Source organism: Actinomyces urogenitalis (assembly GCF_002861525.1).
Lineage (GTDB): Bacteria > Actinomycetota > Actinomycetes > Actinomycetales > Actinomycetaceae > Actinomyces > Actinomyces urogenitalis.
Genome location: NZ_PKHA01000001.1, coordinates 529,676 through 550,971 on the forward strand (window position 1 = coordinate 529,676; position 21,296 = coordinate 550,971).

19 protein-coding genes are annotated in these 21,296 nt (G+C 70.5%); 7 read left to right on the top strand and 12 right to left on the bottom strand.

The features are described 5' to 3' along the window. The first annotated feature begins 26 nt into the window (after positions 1-26). Complete coding sequence (locus CYJ26_RS02255; protein ID WP_101637855.1) at positions 27-1,166, top strand: glycosyltransferase family 4 protein; 1,140 nt, start codon at positions 27-29, stop codon at positions 1,164-1,166. A 98-nt stretch (positions 1,167-1,264) separates the two neighbouring features. On the opposite strand, the gene nrdR is transcribed toward CYJ26_RS02255, so the two are convergent. Both nrdR and CYJ26_RS02265 read right to left on the bottom strand, forming a co-directional pair. Next, positions 1,265-1,720, bottom strand: a complete 456-nt coding sequence (gene nrdR, locus CYJ26_RS02260) for a transcriptional regulator NrdR (protein ID WP_024034741.1) — start codon at positions 1,718-1,720, stop codon at positions 1,265-1,267. An 84-nt stretch (positions 1,721-1,804) separates the two neighbouring features. Then, positions 1,805-2,578 carry a LysM peptidoglycan-binding domain-containing protein gene (locus tag CYJ26_RS02265; RefSeq protein WP_052039889.1) on the bottom strand — a complete coding sequence of 258 codons (774 nt, stop codon included), beginning with the start codon at positions 2,576-2,578 and terminating at the stop codon, positions 1,805-1,807. A gap of 249 nt (positions 2,579-2,827) precedes the next feature. Between CYJ26_RS02265 and lexA the strand changes: the two genes are divergently transcribed. After that, positions 2,828-3,553 (top strand): transcriptional repressor LexA, encoded by a 726-nt coding sequence (gene lexA / locus CYJ26_RS02270; RefSeq protein ID WP_180950830.1) that lies wholly within the window; start codon positions 2,828-2,830, stop codon positions 3,551-3,553. A gap of 118 nt (positions 3,554-3,671) precedes the next feature. Here the strand turns inward: lexA and CYJ26_RS02275 are convergent, their stop codons facing one another. The 3 genes from CYJ26_RS02275 to hflX form a co-directional block, all read right to left on the bottom strand. Then, entirely contained in the window at positions 3,672-4,676 is a 1,005-nt protein-coding gene (locus CYJ26_RS02275) for an L-lactate dehydrogenase (RefSeq protein WP_006549448.1), read from the bottom strand. Between the two features lie 130 nt (positions 4,677-4,806). Next, complete coding sequence (locus CYJ26_RS02280) at positions 4,807-6,837, bottom strand: ATP-dependent DNA helicase (RefSeq protein ID WP_006549447.1); 2,031 nt, start codon at positions 6,835-6,837, stop codon at positions 4,807-4,809. Between the two features lie 12 nt (positions 6,838-6,849). After that, on the bottom strand, positions 6,850-8,472 hold the full coding sequence (hflX, locus tag CYJ26_RS02285; RefSeq protein ID WP_180950831.1) for a GTPase HflX: 1,623 nt from the start codon (positions 8,470-8,472) through the stop codon (positions 6,850-6,852). Between the two features lie 343 nt (positions 8,473-8,815). Between hflX and CYJ26_RS02290 the strand changes: the two genes are divergently transcribed. After that, positions 8,816-9,424, top strand: a complete 609-nt coding sequence (locus CYJ26_RS02290; RefSeq protein WP_024036247.1) for a class I SAM-dependent methyltransferase — start codon at positions 8,816-8,818, stop codon at positions 9,422-9,424. Between the two features lie 5 nt (positions 9,425-9,429). Here CYJ26_RS02290 and brnQ read toward each other — a convergent pair whose 3' ends face one another. The 5 genes from brnQ to CYJ26_RS02315 all read right to left on the bottom strand — a co-directional run bounded on the left by brnQ (position 9,430) and on the right by CYJ26_RS02315 (position 14,169). Beyond that, positions 9,430-10,836 carry a branched-chain amino acid transport system II carrier protein gene (gene brnQ, locus CYJ26_RS02295; RefSeq protein WP_024036246.1) on the bottom strand — a complete coding sequence of 469 codons (1,407 nt, stop codon included), beginning with the start codon at positions 10,834-10,836 and terminating at the stop codon, positions 9,430-9,432. 76 nt (positions 10,837-10,912) lie between these two features. Beyond that, positions 10,913-11,902 (bottom strand): diaminopimelate epimerase, encoded by a 990-nt coding sequence (locus CYJ26_RS02300; protein WP_034236988.1) that lies wholly within the window; start codon positions 11,900-11,902, stop codon positions 10,913-10,915. A gap of 38 nt (positions 11,903-11,940) precedes the next feature. Beyond that, complete coding sequence (gene miaA, locus CYJ26_RS02305) at positions 11,941-12,957, bottom strand: tRNA (adenosine(37)-N6)-dimethylallyltransferase MiaA (RefSeq protein ID WP_048685383.1); 1,017 nt, start codon at positions 12,955-12,957, stop codon at positions 11,941-11,943. A gap of 5 nt (positions 12,958-12,962) precedes the next feature. Beyond that, a complete protein-coding gene (locus tag CYJ26_RS02310) occupies positions 12,963-13,691 on the bottom strand; it encodes a type III secretion system chaperone family protein (RefSeq protein ID WP_101637858.1) in 729 nt (242 codons plus the stop codon). A gap of 1 nt (position 13,692) precedes the next feature. Beyond that, complete coding sequence (locus CYJ26_RS02315) at positions 13,693-14,169, bottom strand: YbjN domain-containing protein (RefSeq protein ID WP_006549440.1); 477 nt, start codon at positions 14,167-14,169, stop codon at positions 13,693-13,695. A gap of 142 nt (positions 14,170-14,311) precedes the next feature. Between CYJ26_RS02315 and CYJ26_RS02320 the strand changes: the two genes are divergently transcribed. Next, positions 14,312-15,514, top strand: coding sequence for a hypothetical protein (locus CYJ26_RS02320; protein WP_040319859.1), 1,203 nt, complete (start codon positions 14,312-14,314; stop codon positions 15,512-15,514). Between the two features lie 75 nt (positions 15,515-15,589). On the opposite strand, the gene CYJ26_RS02325 is transcribed toward CYJ26_RS02320, so the two are convergent. Together CYJ26_RS02325 and CYJ26_RS02330 are read right to left on the bottom strand one after the other, a co-directional pair. Further along, positions 15,590-16,408: a response regulator transcription factor gene (locus CYJ26_RS02325; RefSeq protein ID WP_101637859.1), complete on the bottom strand. Its 819-nt coding sequence runs from the start codon at positions 16,406-16,408 to the stop codon at positions 15,590-15,592. A gap of 63 nt (positions 16,409-16,471) precedes the next feature. Then, the gene (locus tag CYJ26_RS02330) at positions 16,472-17,845 is read right to left on the bottom strand and encodes a sensor histidine kinase (RefSeq protein WP_244901990.1); all 1,374 of its coding nucleotides are present in this window, start codon (positions 17,843-17,845) and stop codon (positions 16,472-16,474) included. A 152-nt stretch (positions 17,846-17,997) separates the two neighbouring features. Here CYJ26_RS02330 and CYJ26_RS02335 point away from each other — a divergent pair, with 152 nt between their 5' ends. The 3 genes from CYJ26_RS02335 (at position 17,998) to CYJ26_RS02345 (ending at position 21,095) form a co-directional block, all read left to right on the top strand. Next, positions 17,998-18,900, top strand: a complete 903-nt coding sequence (locus CYJ26_RS02335) for an ABC transporter ATP-binding protein (RefSeq protein ID WP_052039887.1) — start codon at positions 17,998-18,000, stop codon at positions 18,898-18,900. Continuing rightward, a complete protein-coding gene (locus tag CYJ26_RS02340) occupies positions 18,897-20,264 on the top strand; it encodes an FtsX-like permease family protein (RefSeq protein ID WP_101637860.1) in 1,368 nt (455 codons plus the stop codon). Before CYJ26_RS02335 ends, CYJ26_RS02340 begins: the two co-directional genes overlap by 4 nt. A gap of 198 nt (positions 20,265-20,462) precedes the next feature. Beyond that, positions 20,463-21,095, top strand: coding sequence for a hypothetical protein (locus CYJ26_RS02345; RefSeq protein WP_145990748.1), 633 nt, complete (start codon positions 20,463-20,465; stop codon positions 21,093-21,095). Positions 21,096-21,296: the final 201 nt, after the last annotated feature.

The following is a 21,296-nucleotide window of genomic DNA, read 5'->3' on the forward strand; positions in this document are numbered from 1 at the left end:
TGCGCCCGCCACCTACACTGGCCCCCATGCGCCGCACGCTCCTGGTCACGAATGACTTCCCGCCCGTCGTGGGCGGGATCCAGTCCTACCTGGACGACTACTGCCACCGCCTACCGGCGGAGGACCTCACCGTCCTGGCCTCAACCCCGCCGGAGGGAGAGGAGGCAGCCCGCGCCTACGACGCCACCTTGCCCTACGAGGTCCTGCGAGTCCCCACCCATATGCTGCTGCCCACCCCGGATGTGCGCCGCCGCATGGAGCAGGCGATCACGCAGCGCGGCATCGAAACCGTCTGGTTCGGGGCGGCGGCCCCTCTGGGCCTGCTGGGAGCGGCGGCCCACCGCGCCGGCGCTACACGGGTCATCGCCACGACTCACGGTCACGAGGTCGGGTGGTCCATGATCCCAGGCGCTCGCCAGGCGCTGCGCAAGATCTTCCGTGACGCTGACGTCATCACCTACATCTCTGACTACACCCTGGGCCGCCTGCGCCCCTTCATGCCGGCTGACCAGCAGCTCCTGCGACTTCCCAGCGGCATTGACACCCACCGCTTCCATCCCAACCCCGCCGCCCGAGCCCTGCTGCGCGACCGTTACCGCCTCGGCGAGGCCCCGACCGTCGTCTGCGTCTCACGCCTGGTCGCCCGCAAGGGACAGGACAGCCTCATCAAGGTCTGGCCTCGCGTCGCAGAGCAGGTCCCGGGGGCCCGCCTGGTCATCGTGGGATGGGGCTCCTACGCCAAGCGTCTGGCCGACCTCAAACGCGACTCGCCTGCTCGCGAGTCCATCATCCTCACCGGCAAGGTCCCCTACGAGGAACTGCCCTGGCACGTAGCCATGGGCGACGTCTTTGCCATGCCCTGCCGTACCCGAGGTGGTGGGCTCGACGTCGAGGGCCTGGGCATCGTCTTCCTGGAAGCCTCTTCTGCCGGCCTGCCCGTCATCGCAGGCACGAGCGGCGGCGCCCCAGAGACCGTCGAGGAGGGCGTGACCGGCAACGTCGTCGATGGCAGGGACAAGGACGCCCTGACCGCCGCCCTCGTACGTCAGCTACAGGACCCTCAACTGCGTGAGCGCATGGGCCGCGCCGGGCGCGCGCTGATGGAGGAACGCTGGACCTGGCCCGCCCTGGTCGACAGCCTTATCGCCACGATCGACGCCAGATAGTCCGGCGCCATCAAGGCAGCCCTACCAGGCTACCTGCTACCTGCCACCTGCGGCCGAGCCTGGTGGCAGACCTCCAGGCGCCAGGTGCCTTGCGTCAGTCAGTCCTTGTGGTGGGCCTCGCGCAGCTCGGCAATGGCCTTCTCAAAGTCATCCAGGGTGTTGAATCCGGAGTAGACCGAGGCAAAGCGCAGGTAAGCGATCTCGTCAAGCTCCCGCAGCGGCCGCAGAATCGCCCGGCCGACGTCGTGAGAGTCGATGAGCGCCTGCCCGGAGGCCCGGATCGCCTCCTCAACCTGGTGAGCCAGTAGCGCGAGATCATCGTCGGACACCGGACGTCCCTGGCAGGCACGGCGTACACCCACCACGACCTTGTCGCGCGAGAAGGGCTCCACCGCCCCCGATCGCTTGCGTACCGACAGGCTCGCCGTCTCAGTGGTGGTGAAGCGCCGCCCACACTGGGGGCACTCGCGACGACGGCGGATCGCGAGCCCGTCATCAGTCGTCCGGGAGTCGACAACGCGCGAACCGTCGTATCTGCAGAATGGGCAGTGCACGCGTAGCCTCCGAGTCCTCGCAATTCGTGTGCTCGGAGCGTAGGGCCACACGCCCGCAGTCGCAAGCCTGCCGCGCCTGGAGGCTCAGCTCGCCGGCAGGATGAGGGTCTGCCCCGGCTGAAGAGTCGTGCTCTCCAGGTTGTTGAGCTCCACGATCTGCGAGACCGCCGCAGAGACGTCCTGGGCACCCGTTGCCGAGGCGATGTCCCACAACGACTCACCCTGCTGCACCGTCGTGGTCCCGCCAGCAACCGGCTCGGAGATCAAGCCGGACAGGACGATGCCTCCTGCGACCAGCAGGGCTCCAAGGACGGCGGCGCACGCCAGTACCACCAGACGACGCAGCGCCGCGGGCACGGCCTGCCTCGACTCCTGCACCGTAGACGCCTGGGCGAGGCCGACCCGCGCGTGCTCCTCGCAGGCCCTCGCCGGCCGAGCCACGCTGCCCAGGCGCACCTGACCGCGCTCCACGCTCTCCTGCGCCACCGACACAGATCCCGCCTCACCGCAGCGACGCTGGGCCCGCACCGCAGGGTGGCGCGGCGCCAGCTCCTGCAGGCTAGCCGCCGCCAGAGCAGCCGGACGCTCACGCGTCACCGCGGCCGAGGAGGAGGTCTGAGACCCGGCCACAGCCTCCGCGCGCTTGGTGGCACGCTGGCCGATCTTGACCGGCGCCGGCCCAACCGGCTTCGCCCCTCGCGAGGTCGAGGCCTGCTCAGGAACAAAGTCAGGAGTCACCAGCCGCAGGTGAGGGCGGCCTGCGCGCACACCTTCCAGGCGCTGGGCCACAGCCGCCTCAGCCGAGGCGGCTGACGCAGCACGCAGACGGGGCGAGGGCGGGACGGCAAGAGCGCTCATGAGTTCCTCCTGAAACATGTGTTCGACGAACACCTGTTCGATACAGTAGCGCCATCAGGGCTACACGTCCAGAGTTTCTTCGAACACATGTTTGAAGGTTCGGCGTGTGACCCGTAGGCTTGACACGTCAAGACCACCACCGACCACCGACACAAATTCGTGCACGAGCAGCAGCGCTGCTCGGCTAGCGCGGCTGACACGAAGGACACGGCGATGACACAACGCTCCCTCTCCCCCTCCGAGGAGGGCATGATCTCCTCCGCTCCTTCCGTGACTGAGCCCCAGAGCGTGGCTGAGGTCCTGGAGGGCCTGGATGAACGGGCACGCGAGGTCTACGAGGCCGTGAGACAGGCCGTCCTCTCCCACGGCTACCCGCCCTCGATGCGCGAGATCGGCTCCCAGGTCGGGCTGACGAGCCCCTCCTCCGTCAAGCACCAGCTCGACAAGCTCGAGCGCATCGGCCTGATCCGCCGCGATCCCCGCCTGCCGCGCGCCCTGGAGGTCATTGAGCCCGAGACCACGCCGCCCTCCACTGCCGAGCCGCAGCCGCAGCCGCAGCTGCCCGTCCTACCAGGCGTGGCCGAGGGCGAGGCGGTGGCCGTCCCCCTGGTCGGGCGCATCGCCGCCGGCTCGCCGATCCTGGCCGAGCAGGAGGTCGACGACGTCATGGCCCTGCCCCGGCGCCTGACCGGAGACGGCAAGCTGTTCATGCTTGAGGTCCACGGCGACTCGATGATCGAGGCCGCGATCTGCGACGGCGACTGGGTGGTCGTCCGCTCCCAGCCGGATGCCTCCAACGGAGACATCGTGGCAGCCATGCTCGAGGACGTCGACGGCGCCTCGGCCACCGTCAAGGTGCTCTCACGCCGAGACGGCCATCAGTGGCTGCTACCCCGCAACCCTGACTACGCCCCGATCCCCGGCGACGAGGCCACGATTATGGGCAAGGTCGTCACCGTCCTGCGCGCGCTCTAGCCCAGCCTGCCAAGCCCGCCGCCTGAGCCGCGGCCACAACGAATGACGCAGCCGCACCTTGACACGGAAGGTGCGGCTGCGTCGTCGGTCTTGCCGGTTGCGGCAGCGAACGTGCCCTTTAGTAGCCCAGGCCGCGAGCGACGTCGCGCAGGCGCTCGGCCGAGGCCGTCAGGCGGTCGCGCTCGTCCAGGGTCAACGGCGGCTCCAGGCGGCGCCCGGCACCGTCACGGCCGACGATGGTCGGCACCGCCATGCACACGTCCGAGATCCCGTGCCAGTTGTCCAGCAGCGGGGAGATGGTGAGCACACGCTGCTCGTCGTTGAGGACGGCGGAGATAATGCGCTGGACCGCCAGGCCCACGGCGTAGTTGGTCGCGCCCTTGCCCTCGATGATGCGGTAGGCGGAACGCACGACGTCGTGAGCGATACGGTCACGCTTGTCCTGGTCGAAATAGCCGCCGTCGACCGTCTTGCCCCACTGGGTGATCGGCACTCCACCGATCTGGGTGGAGGACCACAGCGGGACCTCGGAGTCTCCGTGCTCACCGGCTATGTAGCCGTGAATGTTCTGGGTCGCCGTGCCCGTCTCCAGGGAGACCAGGTAACGCATGCGGGCGGTGTCCAGCACCGTGCCCGAGCCGAAGATCTGGTTCTCGGGCAGTCCGGTGATCTTCTTGGCGCAGTAGGTCACCACGTCCACCGGGTTGGCCACGAGCACGAAGATGGCGTTGGGGGCAACCTCCACCAGCTTGGGCAGGATCTTCTCCATGATGCCCACGGTCGCCCCGGCCAGCTCCAGGCGGGACTGTCCCGGCTTCTGCTTGGCGCCGGCGGTGATCGCGATGACGTCAGCATCGCGGCAGATCTCAGGGTCGTCAGAGCCGGAGACGGCACCGGCGGAGGTGAACTGGATGCCCTGGGCGATGTCGAGCGCCTCGGCCTCGACCTTCTCCTTGACGATGTCCTGCAGGACGACCTCACGGGCCACACCCTTGGTCACGCAGGCGTAGGCGAGGGTCGAACCGACCGCACCCGCACCGATGATCGCGACCTTGGAGGGGCGTCCCCCAGGCGCGGTGGGGTAGGAACCCTGGGCGGTGTTGGGGATGATGGACTCGGACACGGGGATACCTCCGGATCATGAGTAACGAGGGACAGCCGCAGCCCCTCCATGGCAAGGGTACGCGGTGAGCCACCTCCTATGACACTCGTGCGCCATACCTCACGCAGGACGCACCTCACGCCTGCGGCCGTCAGCCTGCCGCGAGACGGGTCAGCGCTCCCAGCACCACATCACGCTCACGCGTGGGCCACAGCGCCGGCATTGAACGAGCCAAGAACGAGCCGTAGCGTGCCGTGCGCAGCCTGGGGTCCAGGACGGCGACGACGCCGCGGTCGTCCGCCCGCCGCACGAGCCTGCCGGCCCCCTGAGCCAGCAGGAGGGCTGCGTGGGTGGCGGACACGCTCATGAAGCCGTTGCCCCCGGCGGCGGCCACCGCCTCGCTGCGAGCCTGGGCCACCGGGTCATCCGGCCGCGGGAAGGGGATCCGGTCGATGATGACCAAGCGGCAGGTGCGTCCGGGCACGTCCACGCCCTGCCACAGGCTCAGGGTGCCCACCAGGCACGCGTCCTCATCGGCAGCAAAGGCCTCCACCAGGGTCGGCAGCTGGTCCTCCCCCTGGGCGTAGACGGTCAGGTCCGTCCGCTCGCGCAGCAGCTGCGCCGCCTCCTCGGCCGCTCGCCGGGAGGAGAAGAGCCCCAGCATCCCGCCGCCCGAGGCCTGGGTGAGGGCAACCACCTCCTCCAGGGCCTCCTGGGAGATCCCGAAGCCGGGCTTGGGCAGGTGGGTGGGGGTGTAGAGGATGCCCTGACGGGCATAGTCAAAGGGCGTGCCGACGTCGATCCCCTCCCAGGGCGAGGCAGCCAGCGTCAGCCCCAACGCGTGCGCCATGGGGTCAAAGCTCCCGCCCAGGGCCAGGGTGGCTGAGGTGAGCACCGCAGCGTGGTCAGCCAGCAGCGTGTCCGCCACGGATCCCGCCACGTCAATCGGTGCCAGGGTCAGGCGCGCAGGCTCAGCTCCCATCCGTGGCCGCTCAATCCAGGCGACGTCACGGCGCTGGGCCACCGAGTCCGAGGTCATGCGCTCCACTGCCTCCACGAGGTCCGCCACGGCGGCCCGCGCCAGGGCCACTCCCCCGGCGCCCTCGCCTGCCGTGCCGCCACCCGCGGCCTTGGCCGCCTCACGTACGTCTGTGAGCACCTGGCGTGCTGCGGCGTCCAGGTTCACCAGCGCCGTGCGCAGAGCCGGAGGCACGCCCTCGCTCAGGCGACCGTCCGGCAGCTCCGCAAGCACGAGCTGCAGGCCCTGGCCGGCCTCCTCCAGGCCGGTGGCGATGACGCTGGCGTGCTTGCGCGCTGCCTGGGCCACACGCGCCACAGCCCCGGCGGACAGGCTCACGGTGCCCTGGCTGCGCACACGGTCGGCCAGCTCATGGGCCTCGTCAACAACAAGCACGTGGTGCTCCGGCAGGACGCCGGGGTTGCCGGCCACGGCGATACCCAGCATCGCGTGGTTGGTGACGACGACGTCCGCCTCACCGGCTACCGCTCGCGCCAGCTCGGGGAAGCACTCGTCCTTGAGCGGGCAGGACGATCCCAGGCACTCGGCCTTGGCCACCGAGACCTGTGCCCAGGCCCGGTCTGAGACCCCGGGGACCAGGTCGTCACGGTCCCCGGTACTCGTGCGGGTGGCCCACTCGCGCAAGCGCACCACCTGCTCCCCCAGGCTGGCGCTCGCCGCCTCACCCACTCGCGCAGGTCGAGTCGCCTCGGAGGCAGAGAAGAGGGAGTCGGCGTCGTCATCCGGGTACCCGCCGGCCACACGGTGGCGGCACAGGTAGTTCTGCCAGCCCTTGAGCAGCGCCACCGTGGGGCGCACACCGGTCACGGCCTCAACGGCGTCAGCAGCCAGCGGCGCGTCCTTGGTGAGCACCTGGCGCTGCAGGGCCAGGGTGGCAGTCGAGACGACGGCCCGCTCCCCGCTGCTGGCGGCGTGGACCATCGCCGGGACCAGATAGCCCAGGGACTTCCCCGTTCCCGTACCAGCCTGGACCAGCAGGTGGCTTCCGCCCTCAATGGTCTCTACCACGCGACGCACCATCTCGACCTGGCCCTGCCGCGGGGCACCGCCCAGGCGGGAGACCGCCTCAGCCAGCGCCTCCTCGGCACGTGACTGCTCGTCACTACCGCCACCCGAGCGGCCCGGTGCACCTGCTGACGCCATCGCCGTCGTCCTCTACCGCCCAGCCGAGCCTGCCGGGCCGGGCTCCGACGCCCCGGCTGCCGGCTCTGGCTCAGCAACCGCCGCTGCCCGCAGCTCGGCGGCCAACGGCGCGTCCACTCGCCCGCGCACGCGCGTGCCGGCCTCAACGTACTCGATGGCGTCGATCTCGCCGTCGGCGTGCACCTTGGCCACCAGGTCCCCGCGGGAGTACGGGATGACCAGGTCCACCGGGACGTCGGGGCGCGGCAGCATCTCCTCGATGCGAGAGCGCAGCTCGTCCAGGCCCTCGCCCGTGGCCGCTGAGACGATGACCGCCTCGGGCAGGCGGGTGCGCAGGGCTGCGAGCGTGACGGCATCGGCCAGGTCCGCCTTGTTGAGGACGATGAGCTCAGGAACCTCCAGCGCCCCGGGGATCTCCGCCAGCACCGCGCGCACGGCCGCGATCTGGCTGAGCGGATCGGGGTGGGCGGCGTCGACGACGTGGACGAGCACGTCCGCGCCCGCCACCTCCTCCAGCGTGGAGCGGAAGGCCTCGATGAGCTCGTGCGGCAGGTTGCGCACAAAACCGACCGTGTCCGTGAGCGTGTACAGCCGCCCGTCGGAGGTCTCTGCCTTGCGCACCGTGGGGTCCAGGGTGGCGAACAGGGCGTCCTGGACCATGAGGCCGGCGTCAGTGAGCCGGTTCATGAGGGAGGACTTGCCGGCGTTGGTGTAGCCGGCGATCGCCACCGAGGGGATGGGACCACGACGGCGCGAGCCGCGCTTGACCTCGCGTGAGGGCGCCATGGCCTTGATCTCGCGGCGCAGCTTGGCCATGCGGTCACGGATGCGCCGGCGGTCCAGCTCGATCTTGGTCTCACCGGGTCCGCGCGAGCCGATGCCCTGACCGCCGGCCACGCGTCCACCAGCCTGGCGGGACATGGACTCACCCCATCCGCGCAGACGCGGCAGCAGGTACTCCAGCTGGGCGAGCTCCACCTGGGCTTTGCCCTCGCGGGACTTGGCGTGCTGAGCGAAGATGTCGAGGATGAGGGCAGTGCGGTCCACGACCTTGACCCGCACCACGTCCTCCAGGGCACGGCGCTGCGAGGGGGCGAGGTCCCCGTCGACGATCACGGTGTCCGCCCCTGCGGCCGCCACCATCTCCGCCAGCTCCTTGGCCTTTCCGGAGCCCAGGTAGGTGGCGGGGTCCGGGTGGTCGCGCTTCTGGATGAGGGCGTCCAGCACCTGCGAGCCGGCGGTCTCGGCCAGGGCCGCGAGCTCAGCCAGCGAGGTCTCGGCGTCCTGGGCATCGGCGGCCTCGAGCGCGGATCCGTGCCGGGACGACGGCGAGGCGGCGGCCCCGGTGGTCGCGGCAGGCCTGGCGGCGGGCAGCTCGAGCCCCACCAGGACCACCTTCTCCAGGCGGATCTGGCGGTACTCGACCTCCGAGACGTCCTCCAGCTCGGTGGTCAGGGAGGCCACGCGCCGGGTGGCGGCTCGTGCCTCACGCTCCAGGGCGCCGTCGTCGGCCAGGTCGTGACGGGTGTGGTCGGCGGCCGTGGAGGCCAGGGCGGTGCCGTGGCGGGAGAGGATGCGGTTGACGATGTCCTCGGCGCTAGGCGCCTCGGTGCCGGGACCAGCGTGGGCGGCGATGTGGGTGTCAGTGGTGTGGTTGTCAGTACGGTCAGTCAAGAAGAGTCCTTCGTCGTATGCGTGCGGAGGTCCGGAACGAGGCTCAACGGACCGGCGGTCTCGTCAGGACGGCGACGTCGGCTGTCGCCGTCTCAGCGCATACGGAAAATCCACATGGGCGGCATCGTAACGGGCCCACGCCCGTGACACCAGCCTGGAAGGTGAGGATCGATGCAGATCACGTCAGGTCAGCCAGGAGCCTGCGTCGCTTCAGGCCCTCAACAGTCGATCCCCATCCCCGCCACAACCAAACCGACTGTCCACGGCCTTACCCGACGCCCCTGCCCTGGGTAGCCTGGACGGCGTGAGCGAGCATTACTTCACCGCCTCCCCCGCTGTCCCGGCCCAGGAACAGAGCCACCGCTTCACGATCCGCGGTCGTGAGCACGAGGTGGTCACCGCCTCCGGTGTCTTCTCTGGATCCCGCCTGGACAAGGGCACCCAGGTCCTGCTCGATCACGTCCCCGACCCGCCCGAGACCGGGACCTTCCTGGACCTGGGCTGCGGCTGGGGGCCGATCACCCTGGCACTGGCCGACGCCGCCCCTCAGGCGCACGTACTGGCCGCCGACGTCAACGAGCGCTCGCTCGAGCTCACGGCCCGCAACGCCGCCGCTGCCGGCCACCACCAGGTGCGAGCGGTCCAGGCCGAGGAGCTGCTCGCCGAGCTGCGCGAGACCGGACAGCGCCTGGACCTCATCTGGTCGAACCCTCCGGTGCGCATCGGCAAGGAGGCGCTGCACGAGCTGCTGGGCACCTGGTTGGGGCTCCTGGCCGAGGACGGCGAGGCCTGGCTCGTCGTCGGCAAGAACCTGGGCGCGGACTCACTCACCCGGTGGATGGCAGACCAGGGCTACACGGTGAGCAAGGAGGCCTCGTCCAAGGGCTTCCGGGTCCTGCGCGTACGGCGCTGACGCGCTCAGAAGCCCTCGGCCGCCACCCGCGCGACGTCGTCATCCGCCCCGGACAGGTCCGAGGCCGGCCGGGACCAGCGCCCCGTCGCCACGTCAATACCCACGCCGATCAGCAGGACCACGAGGGTCGGCAGGATCCAGCCGGTGGAGTCATTCCATATCCCGGTGCGTGCCAGCAGGTCACTCGGTGCGGTCCATCCCATGTCCGCAGCCGCTGAGACGGCTCCCAGGACAATGGCCGTGGCTACCGGCAGCAGGTAGGTCATCCGCAGGTGACCCGGCGCAGCGGCGTCCACAAGGGTGACCGCCACAAGTGTGATCGCGATCGGGTAAAGCAGCAGGGTCAGCGGCGAGATGATCGCCAGCACGGTGGTCAGGCCCAGGTTCGCCAGGGCGAAGGACACCGCCGTCGAGCCGGACAGCCAGCTCGCGAAAGGCACCTTGGGCCAGGCCGAGTGGGCGTAGGCCGCGAAGGAGGACAGCAGTCCCACTCCCGTGGTCAGGCATGCCAGCAGCACGATGCCCGCCAGCACGATGACGCCGGTGCTCCCCAGCGCCGCGTCCGCCGCGTTGCGCAGCAGGGCCGTACCGTCTGACACGTCCTCGCCCTGGGTCCGTGCGCCGATCATCGCCAGGCCCACGTAGACGGCCGCGAGCAGCGCTGCCGCCAGAGTACCGGCCCCGATGGTGGCCTTCGTGACCGCGTTGGTGGAGTGGAAGCCCTGGGACCGCAGGGACTGGATGACGACGATGCCGAAGACCGTGGCCGCCAGCACGTCCATGGTCAGGTAGCCCCGGGTCAGTCCAGTCACCAGCGGCTCAGCGACGTAGTCCGGCTGCGCCGGGCGGTCCAGGGGCGCGGTGGAGGAGATCGTGATGGCGCACAGGACCACAATGAGTGCTAGCAGTGCCGGGGTCAGCCAGCGTCCGATCCTGTCGGCCAGCTTAGAGGGGCGCAGTCCCAGGACCAGGCACACCCCGAGGAAGACTGCCGCGTGAATCGTCAGCGCCCAGCGTCCGGGCGTCATCCCCGTCAGCTCCAGAACCGGCCTGGTGGCCAGCTCGTAGGAGACGGTGACAACTCGCGGCACGGCGTACATGGGTCCGATGGACAGGTAGACCGCCAGGGGCATGAGCAGTCCGAAGGTGGGTCCCACCCGGCGAGCCAGCCCCAGAATGCCCTCACCCGAGGTGGACACGGCGATCACGGCGATCAGCGGCAGCAGCACACCGGTGAGGCAGAAGCCCAGGACGACCTGCCACAGGTGGTCTCCTGCTGAGGCCCCGAGGACCGGCGGGAAGATGAGGTTGCCCGCGCCGAAGAACAGCGCGAAGAGCATGAGGCCGGTGATGATGACGTCAATGGCGGGCGACGACGTCCGGCCCGAGTTACTCGAAGGTAGGTCAGCCATGGGTCTTTCCGGGATCTGGTGGGCGGGCAGTGTCAGGGCCCCGGGCAGCGGGGATGACGGAGATATCGGGTTGGTCTCAGACCAGGGTGAGGCGTCCGGTGATCGTGGCCGGACCTGTCAGCAGGACGGTAGCGTCCGGCGCCCACGGGTCAGCGCCGACGTGGACACCCACCTGGCCTCCGGGAACGTCAATGAGGTAGTCGGTGGGCGCGTCCTCGCCCTCCCACTCGTGTAGGGCGACGGCGACGGCGCAGCAGCCCGTTCCGCAGGAGCGGGTCTCCCCCACGCCGCGCTCAAGCACCCTCATGCGGGCGCGGCCCACACGTACGGATGCCTCGGCATCCTGGCCGGTCGACTCTGCAGCATCGCCGTCGGACTCCTCCCCCAGCGCGACGACGAGCTCCAGGTTGGTCCCCTGCGGGGGCACTGGCTCGTAGACGGGGGCGTCGGAGTCAGTCAGGCCCGCGAAGAGCGCGGCGTCAAGCTCGGCCTCCTCAGACAGGGCGACGACGGTGTGCGGGTTGGGCATCGCGATCGACAGTGCCGCCCTTGGCCCCTCAAGCCCGGGAACCGTCACCGCCGTGTCCCAGCCCTCGTCGTCGACCTCGCCCAGCGCGTGCTCGGGGCGGATGAGCCGGGCCGGTCCCATGTCCACCGTCCACAGCTGCCCGGCGCGGGTCAGCGTGCGCGCGCCGCCGCGGGTGCCGATGGTGACCGAGTCGCCGTCGTCCAGGGTGACCAGGCCCTCGCAGACCAGGACCTCAGCCATGAGCCGGATCGCGTTGCCGCACATCTGGGCGAGCGAGCCGTCAGCGTTGTAGTAGTCCATGAACCACTCGGCCTCGGGCACGGCCTCGTGGAAGCGGTGCACGCCGGGCAGCGCGCAGGTGCGCACCACACGGACGAAGCCGTCCGCCCCGACCCCGGCGTGACGATCACACACCTCGGCGACGTCACCAGCACTGAGGGCCACCTGGCAGTCGGGGTCCACAAGGAGAAGAAAGTCGTTCTCCGTGGCGTGCCCCTTGATGAGGGTGCGGCCTGCCAGGGGCGTCTGCTCGGTCATGGTGCACAGCCTAAAGGGCGTAGCGCCCAGGCTCATGGTCACAGCCTGTCACCGTGCTCACGAAGCAGGGCGAGAGCCTGCTCGACCACACGCTCACGCTCGCCGGCAGCCCAGGCGCCGTCCTCGTCAAGAGCGACGTCGATCCAGCACACACGTGGGTCGCGGCGGAACCACTTGAGCTGGCGCGAGGCCAGCTGGCGCGTGGCCAGCGAGGTCGACTCGATCGCCTCGGCGAGGCTCATCTCTCCGTCCAGCACGGCAACGGCCTGGACGTATCCGATGGCGCGCGAGGCTGTTGGCCCCTCACGTAGCCCCTGGTCCAGCAGCGCCTGGGTCTCCTCCAGCAGTCCGGAGGCGAACATCGCCTGCGTGCGCAGGCGGATCCGACGCCGCAGCGCCTCGCGCTCGGGGCGCAGCGCCAGGTGAAGAGTCGGCGCCAGGTCCTCGTAGCGCGGCAGGCTCGCGGAGAAAGGACGTCCCGTCACGGCCGCCACTTCCAGGGCACGCACAATGCGACGGGCGTCAGTGGGCTGGATCCGCGCCGCGCTGAGGGGGTCGCTGGCCTCCAGCTCCGCGCGCAGCGCCGCCAGCCCTTCACGCTCCACGCGCGCTTCCAGACCGGCGCGCACCGCCGGGTCAGTGCCGGGAAAGTCCAGGGCGTCAGTCAGCGCCCGCACGTAGAGGCCCGACCCTCCCACGATGAGTCCACGCCCCCCGCGGGCCTCGATCGCTGCCAGGTCCGCGCGGGCGTGACGCTGGTAGGAGGCCACACTCGCCTCCTGGCGCACGTCCAGCACGTCGATCTGGTGGTGGGGCACGCCCCGGCGCTGCTCCAGCGGCAGCTTGGCCGTGCCAATGTCCATCCCGCGGTAGAGCTGGGAGGCGTCCGCCCCCACGACCTCAGCCGGGTGGGCGGATCCTGCTGCCTCCCCCAGGGCCTCGATAAGGTCAAGCGCCAGGTCAGACTTACCGCTCGCCGTCGGGCCGACGACGGCGATACGCATCGGGGCGGAGCCGGCCGGTGCGCTCGGGGCCGGTGAGGAAGGAGCAACCATCTCGCTCACAGCTCCGGTAGGAGGGGGCCGACCTGGCTCAGTGCCTGGGTGCAGGCTGACAACGCCGTCTCCAGGTGCAGGCGCAGCTGGGCGTCGCTGACGCCATCGGTCAGGTCCACGAGGTAGGTCGTGCGCACCAGGGGTCCCATGGGCGTGTCAACCACGGCCACGGTGGGGAAGAACTTGTCCCGGTTCCAGTCGTTGACGCTGGCGCCGATCTCCTCCCGCTCCCCCAGAGGCAGCGGCTGGGTCGCGTCCCCGGAGACGAGCAGCCAGCCCTCGTGCTCCTCCGGCTCCTCGATGACGAAGGGGAAGTCGTCCCAGTTGCCCACGAGGAAGAGGTGTCCCTCCTCCTGGCGGCGCTCGACGGCGTAGCCCATCGGGCCGGTCAGCATCGCCTCGATGCGTTCCAGGGTGAGAGGAGAGGTCAGGCCTGAGGCCTGGGCACCATGCGCGCCCTCATGCGTCGGGGCCGTGCGGCGCAGGGGGGTGAGCAGCTCGCGTACCGATCCGGTGACGGTCGGGGCTGTGGAGGCGCCGGCGTCGTCACGCCGCCCGGACTGCTCGGACCGGCCAGCGAGGGTGGCCGACTGCGGGCTGGTCCGGTGACCGCGAGGCGGCGTGGTGCGGGCGGGGCGAGGACCGCTGGTGGAGCGGCGTGCTGGACGGCGCTCACCGCGGCCCAGCAACCGGGCCAGGATCCTTGCCAGCCCTCTGCGAGGTGATCGAGGCATCTCAGGGCTCCAGGTTTCCGCGCAGGGGGTCAGGGAAGAGGTTCTCCGCTTCGCGCATGAGGGCGACGATCAGCCGGCAGCTGGTGAAGACGAAGCTCTCCAGCTGCGCGTCCGTCATCCCGGCGCCCAGCGGGTAGGTGACCTCACCGTGCAGACGGACGATGCCGCCGTCGGCAATGGTCAGGTAGGCCTTGGGGCCGATCCGGGTGGCGTTCCACTCCTCCACCAGCCCCCGCAGCCGGGCCAGGTGCTCGGTGTCCGAGATGCGGTGCCACACGCCCCGCAGCTGGATGGCGCGATCGTCCTGGAAGATGACGTGGACGGTAACGTAGCGCCAGGGGATGCCGATGTCCCCCTCATCGTCAACGAAGTAGCGCAGGCCGAGGTCCCGCACGCAGGCCAGCACACGGTCGACGTCAACCGGCGAGGGAACAGCCGGGACAGGGACCTGCGAGGTCGTGGGCGTGGAGGAGGACATGGGGACAACCCTAGCGACTGGTGCCCCATGGGTCTGTGAGGCAGGTCCCCGCCAGGGCACTGCGCCTGACAGGGACGCGCCACTGACCACCATGACAGGCATCCCCCCTCCCACCCCTCCCGCTTCACGCTCAGGAGCAGTCATGCTCGCCCACCGTCGTTCTTCCCGCTCTGGCCTCTCGGCTGCCTCCTGGGTCCCGTCCCACTCACGGAGTCTTGCCGCCGCCCTCACCTGTTGCCTGGCCGTCACTGGCCTGGCCGCCTGCGCCATGGGCACGCCGGTCAAGGTCACCGTCATCTCCACCGGCTCAGCGACGGCCTCCCCACGGTCCCAGACCGAGGCCTCGCCAGCGACCTTGACCAAGAAGGCGGACCTGTCCCAGGCGCCTACGCGCGAGCAGCTGTCTGAGGCCGCTCTAGCGCTGCCTCCCTCCTGCACCGAGTTCAGCGCGGACGACGGCCAAGCCACCCACCAGTTCAGCTCCGGGATCTACAACTCCACCGCTTCCCACCAGGCAAATGCCACAGTGACCATCCGAGACGTCACCCCGGCGCTCCTGTCCGGCCGGGCGACGGCGCTGGTCACCCTGGCCTGCAACGGAGGCGGGTCCTACACCCACTCCTCACTGGCTGCCTACAGCCCGAGCCTGGAGCTGCTGGGCTGGCTGGAGCACTGGGGCCATGGGACACCGCTGCCAGCCCAGACCGCTGATCTCGTCATCAGCTCGGTGCGGGTGGAGGGCGAGTCCGTCATCATCGGCCTCCCGGAGATCCAGCTTCCCAGTGACCCTGGCGACCACGCCTCGGGCGGATCCGCGACGCTGACAGAGACGGCTCAGTGGACTGGGTCCGGCTTCGAGGTCACGAGCCAGGTCTTCCACACCCCGTCAGATGACGTGGCCGTGCCTGACCAGGCCACGGTGCAGGCCTTCTACGACGCTGCCGCCAGCGGAGACGACGCCACCGCAGCCCGCTACGCCAGCGCCGAGGTCATGGACCAGATCAAGCACGCCTGCGTAGGACCCGATGACTGCGACCCTCAAGCCAGGCCGGCGTTGATGTTCCGCGCCATCCACTTCCCGCCGGGAGGCAAGGTGGACACCTGCTCGCTCATCGGCCCGGTCGGCGCCGGCTCGTACTACCTTCAGGGCACCGGCGGAGAGATCAAGGCGACCTTGTACGACGTCAGCGACGGCGACGCCATCTGCCCGGTCAACACGATGGGACTGACCGAGGCCGTTCCCTCCGCTCCGGACAACGAGTCGGGCTACACGATCTGGCTCATCGTGCGTGCGAGCTCGCCGACCGAGTTCACGGTCACCCAGCTGGGACGGAACTTCGCCTAGACCGAGTCACGAGCACGCCGAGCGGCCCGCAGGCACACCGGCACAAGGACCAGCATGAGCAGGCACGCTGATCGGTCAGGCCCGCGAGCGCAGCCAGGCCAGCACCGCCCGCACCCGGCGGTTGTCCTCGCTGGGAGGTAGGTCCAGCTTGGCAAAGGTATTGGCCACGTGCTTGGCCACCGCGCCGTCGGAGAGCACGAGCCTCTCGGCGACCTGCGCGTTAGACAGACCCTCGGCCATGAGCGCGAGGACCTCCTGCTCGCGCGGGGTCAGCCTCTCCAGACCTCGCTCGCCCGTGCGGTCAGCCTCATCCGCCCTCTGAACCGTGGTCTTGTGTCCTGGATCGGGGGTTACAGCCCGCGCAGCCCCCGGTTCCGACCGTGAAACCACGGTCTCATGGGCGGTTGTCCTGGGATCCGACGTCGCCCGCTTGGTCGCCGAGGCGCGGCCTGCCATGAGCGTGGCCAGGACCTCGGGGTCAACGACGATGCCGCCGCAGGTCACCACGTCCAGGCTGCGCACGAAGTCGTCCACGCGCCCGACCCGTTCCTTGAGCAGGTACCCCACTCCCCCGGCCTGCGTGCCAGCGCCGTCGAGCAGATCGCGCAGGTAGGGCCCGGCGACGTAGGCGGAGAGCACCATCACCGGCAGGCCTGGGTATGCGGCCCGCAGGTCTACCGCCGCCCGCAGGCCGTCGTCGGTGCCAGTGGGCGGCATCCGCACGTCCGTGACGACGACGTCGGGCAGCTCTCCGGCGCTGGCTAGCCTCGCCACCGCGGCGCGCAGCTCATCGGCGTCAGCAGCCTGGGCGACCACCTCGTGCCCCGCCGCGGTCAGCAGTCCCGCAAGTCCTTCCCGCAGAAGAGCGACGTCGTCGGCCAGCACGATTCTCATAGGCGTCATTGTGCCGTAGCCGCCTCCTTGGCTTCCGACGACGCACCAGCGCCCGCCCCCCGCCTACTCCCCCCGGGCCCAGGGCGGGGTAAGCGGGGCCGTGATCGTCAGCCGTGTGCCGCCACCCGATGGCGAGACCACGTCCAGCGTCCCACCGACGGACTCCACCCTCTGCGCCATTCCTGCCAGTCCTGTGGCTCCGGGAGCCTGCGGGGAGGCACCGCCGCCCCCGTCATCGGTGACGACAGCCCGCAGCTGGTCCTCCTGGACCTCCAGCGCGACGACGGCGCGAGCCTGCGGCCCTGCGTGCTTGGCAGCGTTGGTCAGCGCCTCCGAGACCGCGAAGTACACGGCTGTGGCAACAGGCGAGCTGACAGTCTGGCCAGCAGCCGCCTCGCCACGCACGCTGACGGTAGTGGGCAGAGGGGCGCGCCCGGCCAGGTCACGCAGCGCCGGGGCCAGACCTCTCTCCGTGAGCACCGCGGGGCGGATGCCGTGGACGGTCTCCCGCAGGGAGCGCATGGCAGCCTCGGCGCGCTCCTGGGCGGAGTCGAGGCCGGCGAGCAGGGCGGCTCGGGCTGTGCCGTCGCCGTCGTCCTGCGCACCGGTTGCCAGTGCCTGGAGCTGCATCCGCACCGCGCCGATGCTCATTGTCACAGCCACGAGGTCCTGCTGGACGCCGTCGTGCAGGTCCCGCTCGATGCGGGCGCGCTCAGCGTCGAAGGCGTCCACCAGCGTGGCCCGGCCAGCCGCGAGGTGCCCGACCTCGGCGCTCAAGGCTGCGTTGGCACGGCTGAGCCGCTCCTCCTCGCTCTGGCCGGACAGGGCACGCACCAGCAGCATCCGCAGCGCGCCCGTTCCCCACAGGAGCAACCAGGTCAGGGCCAGCAGGGCGAGCGCAAGCACCACGGCCCAGCCCATCCGCGTCCCGTCGGTCTGCGTCGTGGCCCATACCCCGAGGACGATGGTGGTCGGGTTCTCCGGCGTCGTGTGCCAGGGCACGAGTGCCAGGACCGCCGCCGTGGACAAGCCCGAGACAGCGATGACAAAGCTGCCCAGGCTCATCACCAGGCCGATGACGACCATCGGCAGGTCCTGCTTCCAGAAGCCGGCGCTCGTCACGCGCCGCACCAGCCAGGGCCAGCCAGGGGTGCCGGCCGGCCTGGCGCTGGAGACATCCAGACCGCACAGCCGAGCCGCCGCTCTCTCCCCCTGGGCCGTCAACGGGATCGTGATGTAGAAGAGCGGGAGCCCAGCCACGAGCACGATGATGACGGGAATCAGCAGCGCAGCCCGGACAAGCTCCATGACCACCACCCGCCAGGCTCGGTGGCGTGGCGCTGAGGACGCCGCCGCGTGGCCGGTCCGCGCTGGAAGGTCTGCCGGCAGACGCGTTTGTCCGCTCGGTGCCGCGGTAGCGCCGGAGGAGGTGATCATGGCGCCGAGGTTACGTGCCGGCTCTGGCGCTGCCACGGGTGCTGGCACCCCTGTTTCCGACGACGCAAGGCTCTCGGTGGTGCTGGCTCCACCCCGGCAGGTCGGGAGCTGAGGCCAGTGACGGAGGACCAGCGGCCGAGTGTGCTGGAGCCATGAGGACGCAACAGATCCCACCACCATCCAGCCACCCGCACCTGGCCCCCGCCGCGCCCGCCGCCCCTGCCAGGCGGGCAGAGGGAGCCTGGGCCTGTCACGACGCGCCACCGGCTGTCCTCGTCACCGACCTCAGCCGCATCTTCCCCCTGCCTGGTCGCGGACGGGAGAAGGTCACGGCCGTGGACGGGGTGAGCCTGACGCTGCCGGCCGGTTCCTTCACCGCCCTGGTCGGTGCCTCCGGCTGCGGCAAGTCCACCCTGCTGCAGTGCGTGGCCGGGCTGGACGCCCCGTCGTCGGGCACCGTGAACCTGCTGGGGACGACGACGAGCCGGCTGCGCCCACGCGCGGCGGCCCGATTCCGAGCCGACCACGTCGGCTTCGTCTTCCAGGACGACAACCTCGTCACCTCACTGTCCGCCCGCGACAACGTGGCCCTGCCTGGCCGGCTGCGTCACCGTCCCCTACCGCGCCGGGCGGTCACCCAGGCCCTGGAGCGCGTGGGGCTGGGCGCGCAGACCCGGCACCTGCCCCACGAGATGAGCGGCGGTGAGCGCCAGCGCGTGGCGGTCGCTCGGGTCCTGGCCTCCTGCCCCGACATCGTCTTCGCTGACGAGCCGACGGCGGCCCTGGACGTGGCTGCTGGGACCGAGGTGCTGAGGTGGTTCCGGGAGCTGGCCGGCGCCGGAACCACGGTCCTCATGGTCACCCACGACGCCTCAGCCGCGGCGGCGGCCGACTCCGTCCTGGTCATGAGCGCCGGGCGGATCGTCGCCGCCCTGCCCGGCGGTGATCCGCAGGCCGTCTCCCAGGCCGTGCTGGCCACGCGCAGCCAGGAGAGAACAGGTCAGAGGCAGGGCAGCCAGAGGCCAGACAGCCAGGTGGGAGGTGAGGCACGATGATCCGACTGCTGCTCTCAGACCTGCGCCGCCACGCGGGCTCGTGGACCTGGGTGTGCGTGGTCGCCGTCGTCGCCGGGGCATGCGTGGCAGGCCAGCTGCAGGTCATGCACGGGGCCACCGCCTCCGCCCGCGCCCTGGCTCAGGCGCGCCAGCGCCACGAGATGCTCGACGCCGCCCAGACGCTGTCCGTCTTCTGCATCATCTGCGTGGTGCTGGCCGCGTCCACCGTGCTCAGCTCGTCAGCGGGCATGGTCATCAGCCAGCGCAGTCCAGACCACGGCCTGTGGCGGGCGCTGGGGCTGGCGCCAGCGGCGCTGCGTGTCCTGCTGCTGGTCCAGCTGGGCGTGGTCGGCGCCGTGGGCGCGTGCGGCGGGTGCCTGCTCGGGCGCCCGGTCGCCGCGGCCGTCATCCCGCTCATGGTGGACCAGGAAGCGGTCCTGCCTGGGACCCAGCCAGCACGGGGATCCTCAGACCTCATCTGGTGCGCGGTCGTCGTCGCCGGCTCAGTCGTTCTTGGCGGCTGGGGTCCCGCCAGGCGCGCCGCCCGGGCGCAGGAGATCGAGCTGATGACCGCGCGGGGATCGGCGCGGCGCCGGTGGACCGCGGGCCGCGTGACGGGGCTGGTCACGCGACTGGCCGTCGCAGCGGGCTGCGCGGCCGGCGTCGTCGTCGGCTGGGTGGGGCTGCACCGCGGCGTGCTCAGCAATGACGACGCAGCGACGACCGCGATCCTCAGCGCCTTCGGCGTGCTCGTCGTCCTGTGCGTGCTGGCGAGGTGGCTCGTGCCGGCTGGGCTGCGGGCGCTCGCGGCGCTGGCGCTGCCCGGACCCGCCTGGCTCGTGGCTACCCGGACCGCGGCGCTAGAGTCCCGGCGTTCCTCCGCCACGGTCCTGCCCTTCCTCGTGGCGATCGGCATGGTGGCTGTCATGTTCGGGGTGCAGTCCGCTGGCATCGGCAACATGCAGGTCTCCGGCTTTGTGACGCTGTTCGGGCTGGCCTTCCTCACCGCGTGGACAGGCGGAGTGGCGGTGATCGCCATGAGTGCGGGACGCCGTCGTCGTGACGCGGCCCTGCTGAGCGCGGCCGGTGCGAGCGAGTCGGCGGTGCTCGGCATCGAGGTGCTGGAGGGCGTACTGCACGCGGCGTGCGCCATCATGCTGGGGCTCGTGGTCTCGGTCGGGACGAGCGCGCTGCTGGGTGAGCTCCTGGACCGGCCCGTCAGGCAGGTCGTGGCCCACGGCCCCTGGACGGCCATGGGGCTGGTCAGCGCGATGACACTGGCCACGACCTGCCTGGCCATGGTCCTGTCCTCCCGCGCCGGCCGTCGAGAGAGCCTGGGGCAGACCCTGCGGGCCCGCGACTGAGCGCAAGGGTTTTCACTCAGACCGTGGTTTCCTGCTCACAACCGTGGGTTGTGGGCAGCGCAACCTACGGTTCCGCGCGGAAAGCTACGGTCTAGATGACCGGCTCCAGCACTCAAGCGGCCAGGTGCGCGGCCGGGTGGGTCTCATCAGGCCCCTCATTGCGGTGCGCAGCGTCCCACCCGCTGCGAGACTGGGTGCATGAGGACATCGAGACTGCAAGGACGCCCGTGGCTGAGCCTGGTGCTGGTCTGCACCGGACTCGCACTGGTCTCGCTCGCCTCGAACTGGGTCTCTGTCAGCGAGTTGGAGGGCCAGATACAGGTGTTCTCCTTCCTGCGTAAGACGGTGAGCAAGCTCGTCAACTGCGGCACTGTGTGGGCTGGCATTGGAGTTTTCGCAGGCTGGCTCATGAGCCGTCCGACGATCTCCGTGGTCGCTGCGGTCCTCGCCGCTGAGGGCACGCTCGCCTTCCACTACGGGCTCGGCCAGCTGGTGGGCATGTACAACGTCGGGATATGGGCGGAGAACACCCACTGGTTCATCCTGGGCGTCCTCGCCTGCGCTCCCCTTGGCCTGGTGGGCTGGGTGGCCAGGCGACCGGGCTGGCCGGGGCTCGTGGCCGGTCTCGTGGTCCCGGTGGGTGCCGTGGCCGAGCCGTGGGTACGCACCTGGCTCTTACAGCCGTCCTTCCTGCCCTGGCCTGAGCGCTGGGCAGACGTCGCCTGCGGGCTCGTGCTCACCGTTGCCGGCCTGGCCGGGGCCTGGCTCGTTACCCGCAAGAAGATCCTGGCTGGGCGAGCGGGCAAGGCCCATCCTCAAGCACCTCGCTGAACCAGCTCCCGCGCGCCCTCCGCTACCCCATGCCGACGCCCGCTACCCCAACGCGCCCTCCGCTACCCCATGGCGCGCGCTACGGGGGTGCGAAGGACACCAAGGGGTAGCGACGGCGACAGCGGGGTAGCGACGGCGAGCAACATTCACTCGCCGCACCCGCTTGCACCACAGGGTTGACACAAACGTCCAGGACGAGCA